Source organism: Halobacillus aidingensis (assembly GCF_900104185.1).
GTDB classification, from domain to species: Bacteria; Bacillota; Bacilli; order Bacillales; family Halobacillaceae; genus Halobacillus; species Halobacillus aidingensis.
This window is the reverse complement of record NZ_FNIZ01000009.1, coordinates 82,169-99,747: the sequence shown is the minus strand read 5'-3', so window position 1 is coordinate 99,747 and position 17,579 is coordinate 82,169. Positions and strand designations below refer to the sequence as shown.

Annotated in this window: 15 protein-coding genes and 1 other RNA gene; 13 read left to right on the top strand and 3 right to left on the bottom strand. The window is 42.2% G+C overall.

The genetic code is table 11. From position 1 onward, the window contains the following. The first annotated feature begins 3 nt into the window (after positions 1-3). From BLS23_RS10730 to nth, 4 genes are all read left to right on the top strand, one after another. Positions 4-1,188 (top strand): pyridoxal phosphate-dependent aminotransferase, encoded by a 1,185-nt coding sequence (locus tag BLS23_RS10730; protein ID WP_089652551.1) that lies wholly within the window; start codon positions 4-6, stop codon positions 1,186-1,188. 18 nt (positions 1,189-1,206) lie between these two features. Then, entirely contained in the window at positions 1,207-2,499 is a 1,293-nt protein-coding gene (gene asnS / locus BLS23_RS10725; RefSeq protein WP_089652550.1) for an asparagine--tRNA ligase, read from the top strand. A gap of 92 nt (positions 2,500-2,591) precedes the next feature. Beyond that, entirely contained in the window at positions 2,592-3,287 is a 696-nt protein-coding gene (locus BLS23_RS10720; protein ID WP_089652549.1) for a DnaD domain-containing protein, read from the top strand. Between the two features lie 8 nt (positions 3,288-3,295). Next, complete coding sequence (nth, locus tag BLS23_RS10715) at positions 3,296-3,952, top strand: endonuclease III (RefSeq protein ID WP_089652548.1); 657 nt, start codon at positions 3,296-3,298, stop codon at positions 3,950-3,952. 40 nt (positions 3,953-3,992) lie between these two features. Here the strand turns inward: nth and BLS23_RS10710 are convergent, their stop codons facing one another. Together BLS23_RS10710 and recU are read right to left on the bottom strand one after the other, a co-directional pair. Continuing rightward, positions 3,993-6,719, bottom strand: a complete 2,727-nt coding sequence (locus BLS23_RS10710; RefSeq protein WP_089652547.1) for a PBP1A family penicillin-binding protein — start codon at positions 6,717-6,719, stop codon at positions 3,993-3,995. A 16-nt stretch (positions 6,720-6,735) separates the two neighbouring features. Beyond that, entirely contained in the window at positions 6,736-7,326 is a 591-nt protein-coding gene (gene recU / locus BLS23_RS10705; protein ID WP_089652546.1) for a Holliday junction resolvase RecU, read from the bottom strand. A gap of 593 nt (positions 7,327-7,919) precedes the next feature. On the opposite strand from recU, the gene BLS23_RS10700 reads away from it, so the two are divergent. Together BLS23_RS10700 and BLS23_RS10695 are read left to right on the top strand one after the other, a co-directional pair. Then, positions 7,920-8,186: a hypothetical protein gene (locus BLS23_RS10700; RefSeq protein WP_089652545.1), complete on the top strand. Its 267-nt coding sequence runs from the start codon at positions 7,920-7,922 to the stop codon at positions 8,184-8,186. Positions 8,187-8,242: 56 nt separating this feature from the next. Further along, positions 8,243-8,614 (top strand): YppE family protein, encoded by a 372-nt coding sequence (locus BLS23_RS10695; RefSeq protein ID WP_089652605.1) that lies wholly within the window; start codon positions 8,243-8,245, stop codon positions 8,612-8,614. A 60-nt stretch (positions 8,615-8,674) separates the two neighbouring features. Here BLS23_RS10695 and BLS23_RS10690 read toward each other — a convergent pair whose 3' ends face one another. Continuing rightward, a complete protein-coding gene (locus tag BLS23_RS10690) occupies positions 8,675-11,722 on the bottom strand; it encodes an efflux RND transporter permease subunit (protein ID WP_089652544.1) in 3,048 nt (1,015 codons plus the stop codon). Positions 11,723-11,895: 173 nt separating this feature from the next. Here BLS23_RS10690 and BLS23_RS10685 point away from each other — a divergent pair, with 173 nt between their 5' ends. The 7 genes from BLS23_RS10685 (at position 11,896) to BLS23_RS10655 (ending at position 17,574) form a co-directional block, all read left to right on the top strand. Further along, positions 11,896-12,306 carry a cytidine deaminase gene (locus BLS23_RS10685; RefSeq protein WP_089652543.1) on the top strand — a complete coding sequence of 137 codons (411 nt, stop codon included), beginning with the start codon at positions 11,896-11,898 and terminating at the stop codon, positions 12,304-12,306. A gap of 292 nt (positions 12,307-12,598) precedes the next feature. Next, positions 12,599-13,219 carry a CotD family spore coat protein gene (locus BLS23_RS10680; protein ID WP_089652542.1) on the top strand — a complete coding sequence of 207 codons (621 nt, stop codon included), beginning with the start codon at positions 12,599-12,601 and terminating at the stop codon, positions 13,217-13,219. An 84-nt stretch (positions 13,220-13,303) separates the two neighbouring features. Further along, complete coding sequence (locus BLS23_RS10675) at positions 13,304-13,867, top strand: SLOG family protein (protein ID WP_089652541.1); 564 nt, start codon at positions 13,304-13,306, stop codon at positions 13,865-13,867. Positions 13,868-13,944: 77 nt separating this feature from the next. After that, a complete protein-coding gene (gpsB, locus tag BLS23_RS10670; protein WP_089652604.1) occupies positions 13,945-14,253 on the top strand; it encodes a cell division regulator GpsB in 309 nt (102 codons plus the stop codon). A gap of 95 nt (positions 14,254-14,348) precedes the next feature. Further along, positions 14,349-14,723, top strand: an RNA gene (gene rnpB / locus BLS23_RS10665) — RNase P RNA component class B. A gap of 142 nt (positions 14,724-14,865) precedes the next feature. After that, entirely contained in the window at positions 14,866-16,035 is a 1,170-nt protein-coding gene (locus BLS23_RS10660; RefSeq protein WP_089652540.1) for a THUMP domain-containing class I SAM-dependent RNA methyltransferase, read from the top strand. 72 nt (positions 16,036-16,107) lie between these two features. After that, entirely contained in the window at positions 16,108-17,574 is a 1,467-nt protein-coding gene (locus tag BLS23_RS10655; protein WP_167356070.1) for a carboxypeptidase M32, read from the top strand. Positions 17,575-17,579 lie beyond the last annotated feature (5 nt).

Here is a 17,579-nt window from a genome sequence, read left to right as displayed (position 1 = left end):
TTTATGGAATTAGCACAACGCGTGCAAGCTTTAACACCATCAACAACATTGGCAATCACAGCCAAAGCGAAAGCATTGAAGGCAGAAGGTCATGATGTGATTGGATTGGGAGCTGGCGAGCCCGATTTCAATACACCCTCTTATATTTTGGATGCTGCCAAGCGTGCGATGGATGAGGGAATGACGAAATACACACCAGCTGGCGGTGTTCCTGAGCTGAAGAACAGCATTACAGCAAAACTGAAACGCGACCAAGACCTAACCTACACAAATGAACAAATCATCGTTACCACAGGTGCGAAACATGCATTGTTCACTTTGTTCCAGGTCCTCTTGAATAAGGGGGATGAAGTCATCGTTCCGGCTCCATACTGGGTCAGTTATCCAGAACAGATAAAACTCGCTGAAGGTACGCCTGTGATTGTTTCAGCAGAGGAATCCAATGACTTTAAGCTTACACCAGAGCAACTGAAAGAAGCCATCACACCTAAAACGAAAGCTGTGATCATTAATTCACCAAGTAACCCGACAGGTATGATGTACTCGGAATCAGAATTAAAGGCGCTCGGCGAAGTGTGCCTTGAGCATGATGTCCTGATTGTATCGGATGAAATCTACGAAAAATTGATCTATACAGATGAAAAACATGTTTCCGTAGCTCAGCTGTCAAAAGAACTCTATGATCAAACGATTATTATCAACGGGGTTTCCAAGTCCCATTCTATGACAGGGTGGAGAATCGGTTTCGCTGCGGGAAATAAAACGATCATTAAAGCGATGTCCAATATGGCTTCCCATTCGACATCTAATCCGACGACCATTGCCCAGTACGCAGCACTCGCTGCTTATACGGCATCTGAAGAAAAAGTAGACGAAATGAAAGAAGCGTTCAAAGAGCGGCTGGACGTGCTTCACAAGCGTCTTGTTCAAATTCCTGGTGTGAACTGTGCGAAACCATCCGGCGCTTTTTACCTTTTCCCGAATGTGAAAGAAGCAGTTGAACAGGGTGGCTTTGAGAACGTGGATGCATGGGTGAAAGCTCTATTAGATGAAGAAAAAGTTGCGCTCGTCCCTGGGTCTGGATTCGGAAGCCCTGATAATGTGCGCCTGTCCTATGCGACATCTCTGGATCAGCTTGAAAAAGCAGCTGATCGAATCGAACGTTTTGTAAACAAACATCAATCTTAAGCTTTTGGAGGTTTTAGTGTGAAAACAACTATTTCTGAAGTATCAAAATATGTAGGCGAAGAAGTGACGTTAGGAGCTTGGCTTAGTAACAAACGCTCCAGTGGTAAAATTGCATTCTTGCAACTTCGTGATGGAACAGGATTTATGCAAGGGATCGTCGTTAAAGCAGAAATCGGGGAAGATAAGTTTCAAGATGCTAAGGCTTTAACACAGGAGTCTTCTCTTTATGTGACAGGTGTGATCGTGGAAGATACTCGTTCGCCACTTGGGTATGAAATGCAAGTGAAAGATTTTGAAGTCATTCACGAAGCTGTCGACTATCCAATCACACCAAAGGAACACGGTCCAGAGTTCCTGATGGATCACCGCCATTTGTGGTTACGATCTAAGCGTCAACATGCCGTCATGAAAGTACGAAATGAAATCATTCGATCCACTTACGAATTTTTCAATGACAATGGGTATGTCAAAATTGACCCTCCTATTCTTACGGGATCATCGGCGGAAGGAACGACAGAACTCTTCCATACGAAATATTTTGATGAAGATGCCTACTTGTCTCAAAGTGGTCAGCTTTACATGGAAGCTGCGGCGATGGCGTTTGGACGAGTATTCAGTTTCGGACCAACGTTCCGTGCTGAGAAATCAAAAACCCGCCGTCATTTGATTGAATTCTGGATGATTGAGCCTGAAATGGCCTTCATGGACCATGAAGACAGTCTTCAAGTACAGGAACAGTATGTTTCTCATGTCGTTCAATCGGTTCTTAAAAACTGTAAGATTGAACTTGATGCACTCGGTCGTGACACAGAGAAACTTGAAAAAATTCAAGCTCCATTCCCGCGCATTAGTTATGACGATGCCATCCAACTTTTGAAAGATAAAGGATTTGATGATATCGAATGGGGAGAAGATTTTGGAGCCCCACATGAAACAGCTATTGCTGAAAGCTATGATAAGCCTGTTTTCATTACGAATTACCCTTCTGATATCAAAGCGTTCTATATGAAGCCAGATCCTGAGCGCCCAGAAGTGGTTCTATGTGCAGATTTGATCGCCCCAGAAGGATATGGTGAAATCATCGGTGGATCTCAACGTATCGATGATCTGGAGTTAATGAAACAGAGGTATGAGGAACATGATCTCACAGGGGATGCGTACAAATGGTACTTACAATTACGTGAATACGGCAGTGTTCCACACTCTGGCTTCGGATTAGGACTTGAACGTACGGTCGCTTGGATTTCAGGAGTCGAGCACGTTCGCGAGACTATTCCATTCCCTCGTTTATTGAATCGACTTTACCCGTGATCACCAATCATGTGGATGAACGAACACCGATTTAACGCCTGTGGCGTATCGGTGTTTTTCATTCCATGAAGATTAAGAATGGAGGGATTGATTTGGCTAAATACCAAAGCTTTCAGAACATCATGGATAACCAAATGGTCGTTCCAACCAAACTTCTTGAACATTTTCATCAGCTGAAGTTGAATGAAACAGAATTGGTCGTTCTTTTGCAAATCCACCGTTTTCGCACAGAAGGCAACGGTTTTCCTACACCTGAACAACTGGCAGCTCATCTTTCCATTACAGCGCAAGAATGTTCACGAGTGCTTAGAAGCCTGATACAAAAAAGAATGATGACGATTGAACAAAATCAAAATGAAGATCGTGTGCTTAATGAGTACTATTCATTGGAGCCTTTGTGGGAAAAACTTTTTGCTGCATCACCGAAACCTCAAACGAATGACCGGTCGTATGATGAGAATATTTTTCCGTTGTTCGAGCAAGAATTCGGGAGACCCCTGTCTCCATTTGAAATTGAAACCATCAATATATGGCTTGATGAGGAAGATCAATCCCCTGCATTGATCAAGGCCGCGTTAAGAGAAGCTGTATTAATGAGCAAATTGAATTTTAAATACATTGACCGCATCCTGAGGGAGTGGAAACGTAAAGGTGTCAAAACGGTGGAGCAAGCCCGGGAACAGGGCAAGCAGTTCCGCCAAGGCCAACAGGCACCAAAAACACAAAAGCAGGAAAATAAGAAGCGGGATATCTCCCTTTACTATAACTGGTTGGAGGAGGATTCTTAAAACATACGATGTTGAATAAACAGCAAATCCGTCATTGTTTAGATACGTTTGAAGAAATGTTTCCTGAGGCCGAGTGCGAATTAACACACAGCAATCCTTTTGAACTCCTCGTTGCTGTCGTTCTCTCTGCTCAAGCGACAGATGCATTAGTGAACAAAGTGACCCCTCACCTTTTTGAAAAATATAAAAAGCCCGAGGACTATATCGCTGTTCCATTAGAAGAGCTCCAGGATGATATCAAACGGATCGGCTTATACAGGAACAAGGCAAAGAACATAAAGAAGCTTTCCCAAACACTTGTGGAGAAATTTAATGGGGAAGTTCCCCCGACAAAAAAAGAGCTGGAAAGTTTAGCAGGAGTGGGGAGGAAAACGGCAAACGTCGTAGCTTCCGTTGCTTTTGATGAACCTGCAATAGCAGTGGATACACACGTGGAGCGTGTTTCCAAACGCCTCGCTCTTTGTCGATGGAAAGATTCTGTGTTGGAAGTCGAAAAGACGTTGATGAGGAAAATACCGGTGGAAGAGTGGAGTGTGACCCATCACCGGATGATTTTTTTCGGCCGCTATCATTGTAAAGCGCAGCGTCCGAATTGTGAAGAGTGTCCTTTATTATTTCTGTGCAGGGAAGGACAAAAACGAATGAAAAAGAAAGAGAAGTCCTAATAAAAATACCCTCTCGAATTTTCGAGAGGGTATTTTTTGTTTAGGCCGCATCTTGTTGATTATCCTGATCCTCTTCAGCTGGCGGTTGTTCTTCATCAGAACCACTGTTCCCGTCTGAACCACTGTCTCCACCTGAACCAGAACCATCATTTTGATTTTGGTCATCGTTTTCACTGTCATTATTATTTTCAGATCCATCGTCTTGTCCATCGTTTTGTCCATTGCCTTGGCCGTTGCCTTGATCATTGCCTTGATCATTGCCTTGATCATTGCCTTGATCATTGCCTTGATCATTGCCTTGACCATCACCGTTATTGTTACCGTTTCCGCCGTTATTTCCTTGTCCGTCTCCCTCGTTGTTTTCTTCAGGAGGACCTTCACCTTCAGCGTTTTCTTCTTCATCTTCCTGATTTTCTCCGTCTTCGGATTCTTCAGGATTTTCCTGTTCAAGAGAACCTGGAGCTTGAACTTTGACGGTAGCCGGATCACTATTTGCTGTATTATCGTCATCACTGATGACCACTACAGCAAATTCGTAGGAAGCACCCGGATCAACGTTCGTAATCTCGACACTCGTTTCTTTCGTTGTTGTCAATTCTCTCATTTCTCCACCATCAATAGAGGCAGCAATACGGAAACTGACTCCATCTGTATTTCCGTAGGACCAAGAGAGATCTATACTGGATGTTTCTTCATTGAATTTACCTGCCAACGATTGGACGGGATCCAGCTTCTGATAAGTTTCTGATACTTTAGAAGGCTGATTGTCTACATGGAATAGTTCTGTCACAATCCGGTCCGAAGGTGTATATTCACTAGGTAAACGTGCTGGTCTGGAACCTTTTTCTACATCTACCCATGCAACGGAATCCGGTTTAGTAAAGTCAGCAGTTTCTATTCCTTGCGACAATTGACTCATCAAAGGTTTGTAAATCTGTTTGGGTATATCTTTTGCCGCCTGGGACATTGGATCTTCTTCATCGTAACCAGACCAAATGGAAATGGAATAGTTCGTTGTGTACCCATTGAACCAGGAGTCTGATGCAGAATTCCCGCGGTTTGTCGTTCCGGTTTTTCCTGCGTCAGGTACACCAGGTACGTTGGCTGCCGTTCCTGTACCTTCACTCATAGTTGTTTGTAGCATGTTAGAGATCATGAATGCTGTGTAACTGTTCATTGCAGACTTAGGCTCCGGAGTCAGTTCAATCGTTCCTTCACCAGGTACTTCGACTTTTGTTACAGTATGCGGTTCATTATATACACCTTCATTACCAAAGGCAGCGTAGGCGGCCGCCATTTCTTTAGGGTTTGTTCCCACTCCGCCTCCAATGGCATCTGAAAGCATAAAACCTTTCTCAGGTATCTTAAAGCCGAGTCCACTTGCGAACTCTTCAGCTTTATCGACCCCTGTTTCTTCCATTAATTTAATGGTTGGGATATTTAATGAACGGCTTAAAGCGTATCTCGCTGATACCCATCCTCTGAACTTATTATCAAAATTATTGGGTGTCCATCCGTTATTGACGTCAAATTCAGTTTTTTCATCTTTAATCTGATGATAAGTGGACATTTTATTATATTGAATCGCTGGTCCATAGGCTGTAATCGGTTTGAATGTTGAACCTGGTTGACGATTGATTTGTGTGGCCGTATTGAATTGACCTTTTTGGTAGTTTCGGCCTCCACCAATCGCTCGAATGGCACCTGTCTGTGTATCGGTTACAGCAACTCCCGCCATTAATTTTTCGTCTGGCCACGGAGTAGGGCCTTCATTACTTAAGAGCTGCTGAACTTGTTCCTGAGCTTTAGGATCGAGCGTTGTATAAATTTTCAACCCGTCCTTATAAATATCTGAACCATCCATTTTCTCTTTAATTTCACGTTCCACTTCATCCAGGAACGCTTGGAATGGTGCTTCTTTTTCAGGTTGTCTTTCAATCAACATGTCTTCGATCTTCACTTGTCGTGCTTCTTCTGCTTCAGCTTCTGTTATTTTCCCATGTTGTACCATCAAACTAAGAACCGTGTTCATTCGATCCTTCGCTAAATCTGGATTTTCAAATGGCATGTACCCACTCGGCCTTTGAGGGAGACCTGCCAATAGGGCAGCTTCAGGCAATGTTAGCTCACTGAGCTCTTTCTTACCAAAATAAGTTTCCGCAGCTTCAGCAACCCCGTAAGCCCCAGCACCATAGTAAATCTTATTCAGGTACATTTCTAAAATCTTTTCTTTGGAATATTCCTGATCTAACTTAATAGCCAAATACTGTTCTTGCACTTTACGTTTTATGGTTTTATCTTTCGTCAAAAATGATTCTTTGACGACTTGTTGTGTGATTGTACTCGCTCCTTCAGCACCGAACCCGCCAGTGATGTTCGCCAGTACGGCGCCTCCGATTCTACGGAAGTCAATACCGATATGATCGAAAAAGCGTACATCTTCTGTCGCTAATACAGCGTCTTCAAGAACGGTAGGAATGTCGTTGTATGTGATTTTCGTCCGTCGTTCGTCTCCGGCTAAATCAGCAAACAAGTCTCCGTTTTTGTCATAAACTTTGGAAGAGAATGGATCGGATAATTTCGATTCATCTAAACTTGGAGCCGTAGCGACATAATAGGCGAATAGTGCTCCAACCCCTAACATCAGAACAACTCCGATGGTTAAGAGGGTCATAAAAATCCTTTTGAATTTTGAATTGCTTTTTCCTTTTTTCGATGATTTCTTTTGTTTTCTTCTTGCTGTACGTGACTGGCTATCGTTGGCCATTTACATTTCCTCCATTTCAGAAATAAAGCTTATCGATGGCAGTGGCATAGTGAACCCTGGCCTGATAATGAAAAGGGATTTTGATTCCTTCATTTGTGATGTAAGCATAAGGAATCGATTTCCTTCCACCATTCCACTGATCTTCCCAAAAAGAAAAAATCGCTGAGGATGGAAGGAGGTATGTCTCGTCCAGAGGTGTGAACTTTATGATCATAAAGCTGATTCCATCATGTGCTTGGACAGCCCTCATATGGTCAATCTGGTGTTGGTGAACGTTACTTAATGGAAAAGACGTTTTGTTTTTCGTTTCTTTAGCCTCAAAATCGATGTACTTCCCACGATAAACTCCATTAAAGTCTGTCGTTGAGGCTTGTTTGAAATACGCTTCTTTAATGACAGCGGCGCTACGCTTCGGGTAATCCACTTGTACAATTTGAACAGGCGTGGGTTTTTTATGGACCACCGCGACTCCTGCTTGCAGATAATATTCATTTGTTACATTAATGTCTTCTTCCAGTGACATTCCCCTGTTACTGAAATCCGGTTTTGTTTTTCCTTTGGGAGCCAAATTTGTCTTGGAACCACGTCTCCCATTGGGATAATTCACAACCAATCCCTCCCTATAGCCATGAGAGTATCATACCAAATTTTCGTGTCCAAGAATATATACATGCGACTCATTTTATTTAGACGTATAAAAGAAAGGAAAGTTTCACCTGTTCACACGATTGACACATATAAGGAATCCGCCATGACTATCTTCCCTTCCATATTCCATTCAAAACCCTAATCATAATCCTTCGATAATGGAAGGGGTTTTTTGTCTCGTGTAGTGAGTGAATGGTATCCTTTACTCCCGAAATTATTAAATCGAAAGAAGAGGGAATAGAACATTGTTGTTTCTGCTGTTTCAAATGTTTTTTATAAAAAAAGCTGCTGCTATAAAAAATAGCAACAGCATCTGTCCAATCACGTAGAAGGGCGGTTCTCACCAGCTAATTTAGGATTGTCAGTTTTTGCTGGTGTCGGTTTCTTATTTTTCTGTTCTTTTTTCTTAGCCATATGCTTTTCTCCTTTTATGTCGAAGATTAAAGTCTGGTTTGACTTGTTTTGTTGCTTTAGTTCTAGTCTTGTCATCCGTAGAGGAGTTATGCATGCAATAGAGAATTTGTATAACACCAATAAAAGGGGGAGTAGTGTATGAAGAAAAATAGTGTCATCACACCAAATGAATTTGAGGAACAGCTCTCGCACTTACAGGAAAAATTCTCCTTACTTGAGCGCAGGTTGTCGATCAAAACAGATGAAATCGTGTTTAATATGGCCGTCTCCCACCGTAAAGAAATGGATGAATTGAAGAATGAAGTCTTCGGGCTTCGTGATGAATTAAGGAAGATGAAAAGAGAACGTCGGTATGAATATATGGGTAAGGTTGCTCAACAGGCCAGACGTCGTTCCGTAGGTTGATTTTGATGCCCTTTGTTCCCTCATGATATTATGAAGGAGGAAAGGTGTGGGAAGTAATGAATTTAAAAGCCAATACGAACAAATTGAAGCGTCTAATTGATGAAAGACATCAACGCTTTTTAAATACGGAAGGTCCCGTGGAAAAAAAGAGCTATGACTTTTTTAATCAGGTTAAAAAAGAAACGGATCCGATGTTCCGTTTGACCAACGAATGGGTCAAGGAAGCAGAAGCCTTCGTGAAAGACCGAAAAACGAATGTGCATCCGAACCAAGTGAAATCAACACATGAAAATATTGAAATGATCATCCTTCATAGTTATTACTTGGATGTTCATCGCAAAAGGTTCAAAGAATTATATCAATCCTCCCATTATGTTTTGGATATGGTACTTGACGATATAGAACGAAATGAAAAAAGCTCCCAATAAGGGAGCTTTTTTCATTTGAATGAAGTTTTAAAGGGTATCCTTTAATCCCACATCCGCCAGTTATTTTCTGGATATTAACAAGTAAAACGATGGAACAAGCAAAAGTGTGAGTACTGTTGAAAAGGCGAGACCGGATACAATCGATACCGCCAGTGGCTTGAAAAGTACATCTCCTGTATAAATGATTGGTGCAAGGGCTGCAATTGATGTTAACGATGTCAGGACGATTGGGCGGATTCTTGCTCGACCTGCTTCAATGACAGCTTCTACATTACTGGTATATCGTTCCCGGTTCTGCTCAATAAACTCGACAAGGATGACGGAGTTCCTTACAACAATACCAGAAAGGGAGACGATGCCTAATACAGCTAAGAAACTGAGCGGTTCCCCTGAAACGAAAAGTCCGATTATGGCCCCTGTTACGGCTAAAAATACGGTTCCTGTGATCAGTAAAGGCATAAGCAGGGAATTGAACTGGATGGCAATCGTCAAATAGATTAAGAACAAGACGATGACAAATAGCTTCGTTACTTCTACAAAAAACTCGGAACGTGCATCCGATTCGCCGCTTTCAACAAGCGAATAACCTTCCGGAAGGTCATTTTTAATGTCGTTTATGACTTCCGATGATTGTTGATTGAAGCTACTTTCCATTCCCTCTTCAGGATATGCTTCAACTGTGATGGTGCGTTCTCCATCCAAGTGCGGAATTACACCGATCCGTTCAGTTGAATCTGTTGTGATAATTTCATCAAGTGTAAGGATTTCTGGTGGGCCATCACCTTGACTCGACTGCTGGCTGACAACCTTCAGCTCAGATAGGGCTACACCATCCTCTACGCCGTCGTCAACCATTATCTCGATCGGTAAGCGTTCTACACCATTGTCGAAAGTGCCCAAAGGTACTCCGATATTTGCCAATTGGAGTTGAGATGTAATTTGGTTGATCGCAATATTATTTTCCGCAAGCAGTGTACGATCAGCATTGTATTCCGTGAAAGGCTGTGTCTCGGCATTTAGTGTAGCTATTTCAGCACCTTCCAGCTCACTTAATCGATTTCTTGCTTCCTCTGCCTCGGAAATCAATGTTTCAATTTCAGGACCTTGGATTTGGATCTGGACAGGTGGTGAAGGTGGTGGACCAGAAACAATGGTTTCAAGGAAAATTTCACTTTCCGGGAACTCTTCCCTTAAAGGCTCCTCCCATTCCTCTATAAAATCACTTGCGCTCGTCTGGTCTCTGTCTACCCGGACCAGCACTTGACCTGTATTCTCACCGGAACGCTGCAATCCTGAACTGAATAAGTTAGGAAGGCCACTGCCTGAATAGATGGCTGTTTCAGTAATGTTTTCTTCAGATTCCTCTAGAAATTCGGTTAATTCTTGTAACCCTTGATCTGTTTCCTGAATCGTAGTTCCTTGAGGGTTCTCAACAGAAATGGTGACTTCAGGACGATCAGCAGCAGGGAAAAACTCAAACGGAATCCGAATGGCGAGTGTAGCTAATAGGGCACACACAACAAGACCAATTAAGGAAGTGACTAGTGGCTTTTTCGTAGTAGTAGGAAGAATCCTGTCAGCGTAGATACGTTCTACTCGATCAAACAAACCACCAAGAAGTCCCGATTTTGCTTTTTTAGATTTTTTCCTCCGTTTTTTCCTTGCATATTGAACGGTAGGAATGAAGGTCAGAGCAATGATGGTGGATGCCAACACCGTAAAGATTAAGACAGATGGCAGGGCTCTGATGAAATCCCCGTTCGATCCCGATAGAAACGTCAAAGGCAGGAAACTGAAAATGATCATGAGTGTGGAAGTAATGATGGACTTGCCGACTTCCCTCACACCCCGGATTGTACCTTCCATCGGGCCATCTCCGAGTTGAAATCTTCTTTGAATGTTGTCATTGACGACAATAGCGTCGTCTACCAAAATACCAATGGCTATAATCATTCCAATGACTGAAATTTGATTTAAATCCACTCCGACATATGGAAGAGGGATTAAACCAATGAGAATGGATATTGGGATCGATAAAGCAACGAGAATCGCTGACGATAACGGAAGACCCAGTACCATAATGATGATGACAGCAAGAAACGAAATAGCAAAGGAAGTAATCAGATTCGAAAAGACTTCATCAATGATTGTGCTTTGTGTGTAAAATCGATCGACCTGAATTTCTGATGGCAGCTGTTCTGACAAAACATTAATCTTGTCTGTCAATTCTTTTTGAAGGGCACTAATGTTTACCCCTTCTTCAGTAAGTACGGTGACAGATAGAGCAGCCTGGTCTTTATAAGTAATAAGGTCTTCAACTTCTTGGTTTGTAATCTCTATGGACCCAATTTCTGCGAGGGTGACAGGCTCTCCTTCCGAGCTATTTCCGACAAATAAACTTTCCAATCCTTCAATGTCTGAATATTTCTCGAAAATTAGTTGATGGATGGTGCCATCTCTTTGTTCTGAACCAATTGGTGAAGGTCCTAATTCTTCACTCAAAGAACTGATTACGGAAGATGGAGATATTTGCAACTCATTCAATTGGTCATTATCCAAACTGACGGCTACTTTTTGATCGGGCAGGCCTTTGACTAAAACGGAATCGACACCAGGGGTCTTGGTCAATTCTGCCTTCCATTCTTTTAATTCTTCGCGTAAGTTAAATAATTCTGTTCGCTCATCACTGTATAAGTGATAGGAAGCAACGGCTGACATCGTAGTGTCTGTGTTCACGTCAGGGGCTTGTACTTCCTCTGGAAAAGACCTTGATACTTCTGATACGGCTTGCCGGATCTTGGCATTCGTTGTATCTGTATCTTCATCCCCGGATAGAGTAGCGGTCACTGTACCGAATCCTGTTGTGGACGCAGAGGTGAGCTCATCAATCCCTTCTGTATTCGAAAGCTCTTCTTCTAAAGGATTGATGATTGTCCGTTCCACTTCTTGAGGTGTTGCTCCAGGATAAACCGTGGAAATTGATGAGACATTTACATTAATTTCAGGAATTTCCCGTTTTGGTAGTTGTAGATAAGTGAAAATCCCTGTGAAAATCAATAACAAAATAAAAATCCAAATGATTTTGTTGTAATTTAAAATTGACTTCATTTTGTTCCTCCTAACCTATATGATTTTAATGCTCTTTCAGTATAAACTTTTTTCCGACACATGTGTCAATTAAATGCTCCCTCAATGTGCTATACTAAAGTGAAAATGAAACCGCTTTACATTTCGCTTATATTCATATATAATGACCTTCCCATAAGTAGGGAGGGATGTAGATGGAATCGAAACAACTAATCAATGAAGCTAAAAAGATACGGGAAAAAGCTTATGTACCTTATTCAAAATTCCCCGTTGGTGCTGCTCTAGTCACAGAAGACGGGACCCTTTATACAGGATGCAATATAGAAAATGCCGCCTATCCTGTTACATGTTGTGCTGAAAGAGTGGCGATTTTCAAGGCTGTTTCCGATGGGCATGACAAATTCAAGGAACTGGCCGTTGTCGCTGACACGAAAAGACCGGTTCCTCCATGTGGATCTTGTCGTCAAGTCATGAGTGAATTCTTCCAGTCTGATGTTAAAATTCACACAACGAATCTGCACGGGGATACAAAAACATTTACAATGGAAGAAATACTTCCATTTTCGTTTTCTTCTGCTGATCTATCAGAAGAAGAGGCGGAATAGGCAGGAAAAGGATGAGACTCTCATCCTTTTTTTATTTGATTTCTATAGCTCTATAGAAATCGATGATTTACCGATGGCTTATAACAGGGAAAAAGCGGTACAATCCAACCACGAAGAGAGGTGCGAAAAATTGTATAAAACGAATGATTTTAGAGGCGAATTGCAAATTTCTGTGACAATGAATAGGTATCCGTTGATAAGAAAGTAATGGATATGATGATATCGCCTAGTACATTCAAGCTCTTTGTGACATACGCTGATAAGGAATAACAGAACAAGGAGTGAAAGCACAATGCATCAACATTCTATGCAGGACTCTTGCGGCTGTGGACCGATGTCCCCCATGTCGCCAGCCGGAAACCGCAGACCGATCGTATGTCCGGTCCAAAACTGTGTAGTGGATAACTACTTCTGTGAGAATCAAGACTACATTCATCCTACGCACATTCTCGTTCGAAATAATCATACGTTGAACAATAACCACTATTTCCCATATATGGTTTCTGAGCAAAACAACTTCCGAACTCAAGACTTCGCTTTTCCTCAAGGGTCTTCGCCAGACTATAACTGGATGGATTATATGAATCCTCAAGACATGGGTCAAATGCCTTCAGGTCAAGGCCAAATGCCAATGATGAACGAAGAGGATATGGAAGAGATGGAAGGTATGATGGGCCAAGGTGGTCAAATGCCAATGACGGGTCAGGGTCAAATGCCGATGATGGGTGACGGTCAGATGCCAATGATGGGTCAAGGTCAAATGCCGATGATGGGTGACGGTCAGATGCCAATGATGGGTCAAGGTCAAATGCCGATGATGGGTGACGGTCAGATGCCAATGATGGGCCAGGGCCAAATGCCGATGATGGGCCAGGGACAGATGCCAATGATGGGTTCAGGCTCAAATAGTTAAGATGAGATAAGCCACGAAACTGTGGCTTATTTTCTTTTTTTTAGGAAACATATTAAAATAAATGAAGGATAAGGAGGAAGAACATTGAAAACCATTGTTGTGACGGGTTATAAACCGATGGAAATGGGTATTTTCAAGCATAATGATCCAAAAGTCGATTTCGTAAAAGAGACCATAAAAAGAAGATTACGTACCTACATAGAAGAAGGTTTGCAATGGGTGCTCATTTCCGGACAAATGGGAGTCGAGTTATGGACGGCTGAAGTCGTGCTCGATCTAAAAGAAGAGTATGATGTGAAATTAGGCGTTCTTCCACCTTTTGAAAACCAGGAAGAGCGATGGCCTGAAGATCTTAAGCTTGTTTATGAAGAAATAACAATGACCGCCGATTTCTACCAGCCGATTTATAATAAAGGGTATGAAGGTCCTTATCAATTCAGAGCAAAAGATCAATTTCTAATCGATCACTCGGAAGGATGTCTCGTTTTGTATGATGAAGATACAGAAGGTAGTCCACAATATTTCTTAAGAGTAGCGAAAAAGGCTCAAGATCAAGGAGGGTATGAGATCGTTTATATTACTCCATTAGACCTTGAAGAGACGGTAGAAGAGCTTCGGATGGCCGATCCAGATTTCTGGAGTCAATAAATGTTCCAGATTTGAAATTGACATTTTCGTTACCTTTTGAAAAAATGGATGTAATGTGTGAAACAGAGGTGAGAAAAATGAACTTAGAAGAGTATCATTTAAGCGGTAAGGATATACTTGAGAAAGACTTTAAAACGTCTATGAGAGGGTATAACCAGGAAGAAGTAGATGAGTATCTGGACTTGATCATTCAGGATTATGACCGTTTTCAGCAGGAAATTGAACGTCTACAGCAGGAAAATGACCGTTTGAAAAAAATGTCATCACGGGAAACGACACAGAGACAAAGGCAACCATCCACGAATAATCATCAAGTGAATTATGATATTTTGAAGCGTGTTTCAAACTTAGAGAAGGCTGTTTTTGGCAATAAATACGCTGACTAGTATTCAATTTTTTCCAATGACAAGCGAGTAAGTGTCTGTTATAATGGTTTAGCACGTCTTAAGAGGCGTAATGACAAATGTTAATGCTCATTTGAATACTCGGGTAATCGCTGTATAGGTTTCTATACAGAGGAAAGTCCATGCTCGCACAAGCTGCGATGCTTGTAGTGTTCGTGCTTGACGAAACCATAAGTCAAGGGAGTTCTTTAGAACTTACGGCAGGGAAAATTCCTAAGTCTTTGATATGGAATGACTACCTTGAAAGTGCCACAGTGACGGAGCCGGAGTAGAAATACTTCGGGTGGAACGAGGTAAACCCCACGAGCGAGCAACCCAAATATAGGTAGGGGCACTTTTCAATGGGAAATGAACCAGAGAAAAGGCCGTTTGACGGCAGATAGATGATTGCCACCGGAGTACGAGGTTGACCACCGTTTGCAGTACAATGGCACAGAACATGGCTTACAGAGTATTCAAAGGTCGCTAATGATACAGATGACACCCTTCTGAAAAGCCGTATGCTTTTTAGAAGGGTTTTTTCTTTTTGTAATGCATTTATTAGTGAACGAAATCGTTTTTGTTTGTTCATGCTACATATGAAGGAGGTTCATTATGTCGAAAAAAGTTACGTTGATTGCAACGGCAGCTATGGGACTTGAAGCCATAGTGGGTAAAGAGGTTAAAGCTTTAGGCTATGAAGACATTCAGATAGAAAATGGAAGAGTTGTATTTGAAGCGGACGTTTCAGCAATACCGCGAGCCAATCTTTGGCTTCGGACAGCGGATCGTGTCAAATTGTTGGTTGGAAAGTTCAAAGCCACATCATTTGATGAACTTTTTGAAAACACGAAGGCATTACCGTGGGAAACTTTTATAGAGGAAGACGGAGAATTTCCGGTTGTTGGTAAATCGGTAAAATCGAAGCTATACAGTGTTCCGGATTGTCAATCGATTGTTAAGAAAGCGATTGTAGAACGATTGAAAGTCAAACATGGCATTGATTCATGGTTGAAAGAAACCGGGGCCTTTTACAGAGTAGAAGTGGCGATTCATAAGGATGAAGCGTTATTGACAATTGATACATCGGGAAGTGGACTGCATAAGCGAGGATATCGCGTAGGCCAAGGGGAGGCGCCATTAAAAGAGACACTAGCCGCTGCACTCGTACAGATTACAAATTGGACCCCTGATCAACCGTTTGTGGATCCGTTTTGTGGTTCAGGGACGATTGCCATAGAAGCCGCATTAATTGGTCAGAATATCGCACCTGGTTTTAACAGGGAATTCGCTTCAGAGAATTGGAGTTTCATACCGCAGAAGGTTTGGGATGATGCGTTTCAAGAAGCGGAAGATTCAGCGAATTATGACCAGCCACTTCAAATCTTCGGCTCTGACATTGACCCCGACTTGATTGAAATCGCGAAAAAAAATGCAATGGAAGCAGGACTCGGAGAATTGATCACTTGGAAACAAATGCAGATGAGTGATTTCAAACCGAAGCAGGAAAACGGGTACCTCGTGTCTAATCCTCCTTATGGAGAGCGTATGGGTGAGCGGGAAGAAGTGGAAGATATGTATCGCAACCTTGGTACGATTATGCGTGATCATCCATCTTGGAGTGTGTACATTCTTACTTCTCATGAAGGGTTTGAGAAACTTTACGGTAAGCCTGCCACTAAAAAACGGAAGCTCTTCAATGGCTTTATCAAAACGGATTATTATCAATATTTCGGCAGGAAGCCAAAATCGAAGCCTGACAATGGCAAAGGATTCGGTTTCTAATTTGTTTGATAAAGTTATTCATTTAGGTGAAGGGGAGAGGTAGATTTGAGTCATACAACCGAACAGAAATTTATGGATCTATTAAAAGAACAATCGGCTTATGGGGAAGCGATCGGGCTGATGGCTTGGGATATGAGAACAAAAGCCCCACGAAAAGGAATCGAAGGTCGTTCGGAAGTGATCGGGGTCATGTCCCAAAAAGTTCATGAGATTCAGACCTCGGAGAAAATGCGCCATTATATTGATGAACTGAAAGGAAAGACCCAAGATCCCATGTTAAAAAGAGCGGTGGAAGAAGCGGAGGAAACGTACAACAAAACGGCTAAGATTCCAGCCGATGAGTATAGAGCTTATGTGACGCTCCAAACCAAAGCTGAATCCATGTGGGGAGAGGCGAAAAGCAACAACGACTTCGAAAGTTTCCGCCCATACTTGGAAAAGTTGGTCGAGTACAACCGCAAATTCGCAGATTATTGGGGATATGAAAACCATCGCTATGATGCTTTGTTGAACAATTACGAACCGGGCGTAACTGTGAAGGTCCTGGATGAAGTGTTTCCAAAAGTGAGGGAAGCTTTATCTTCTCTTCTTAAACAGATCAAAGAAGCGCCAAATCAACCTGACCCCTCAGTCCTGAAGGGCCGCTTCCCGAAAGAATGCCAAGCTGAGTTCAGTGAAGCGATTTTAGAGCGCATGGGTTATGATTTTGATGCCGGACGCTTAGATGAGACGGTGCACCCTTTTGCGATCGGACTGAATACCAATGATGTGAGGGTAACAACGAAATACGACGAAAAAGATTTCCGGACAGCTGTCTTTGGAACGATTCACGAAGGAGGACATGCCCTTTACGAACAGAGCATCGATCCAAAGCTTGCTTTTACACCACTTGCGGACGGGACTAGCATGGGTATTCATGAATCACAGTCTTTGTTTTGGGAGAATTTCATCGCTCGTAGTGAAGGCTTTTGGAGAAATCATTATGAGTTGTTCAAGAACTATGCCCCTGAGCACTTCCAACACTTATCCCTTGAGAAGTTTTATCCAGCTGTCAATGAAGTGAAACCATCCTTGATTCGGATTGAAGCGGACGAGTTGACGTATTGTTTGCACATTATGGTCCGCTATGAGTTGGAAAAAGCTTTGATTGCTGGTGAAATTGAAGTGAAGGACCTCCCAGAACTGTGGAATCAAAAGATGGAAGACTACCTTGGAATCACGCCTGAGAGTGATTCTGAAGGAGTCCTTCAAGACATTCACTGGTCGGGTGGGGATTTCGGCTACTTTCCATCCTATGCATTAGGATACATGTATGCGGCCCAGTTGAACTCCAAGATGAGAGAAGAAATTGATGTGGATCGTTACATTGAAGAAGGTGACTTCCACAAAATAAAGGAATGGCTGACGGAAAACGTGCATCAGTATGGAAAAATGAAAAAACCGCTGCAAATCTTAAATGACATTACTGATGAAGGATTGAATCCTGATCATCTTATAGGTTATTTAACAAATAAATATAAAAAAATCTATCAGTTTTAACATGA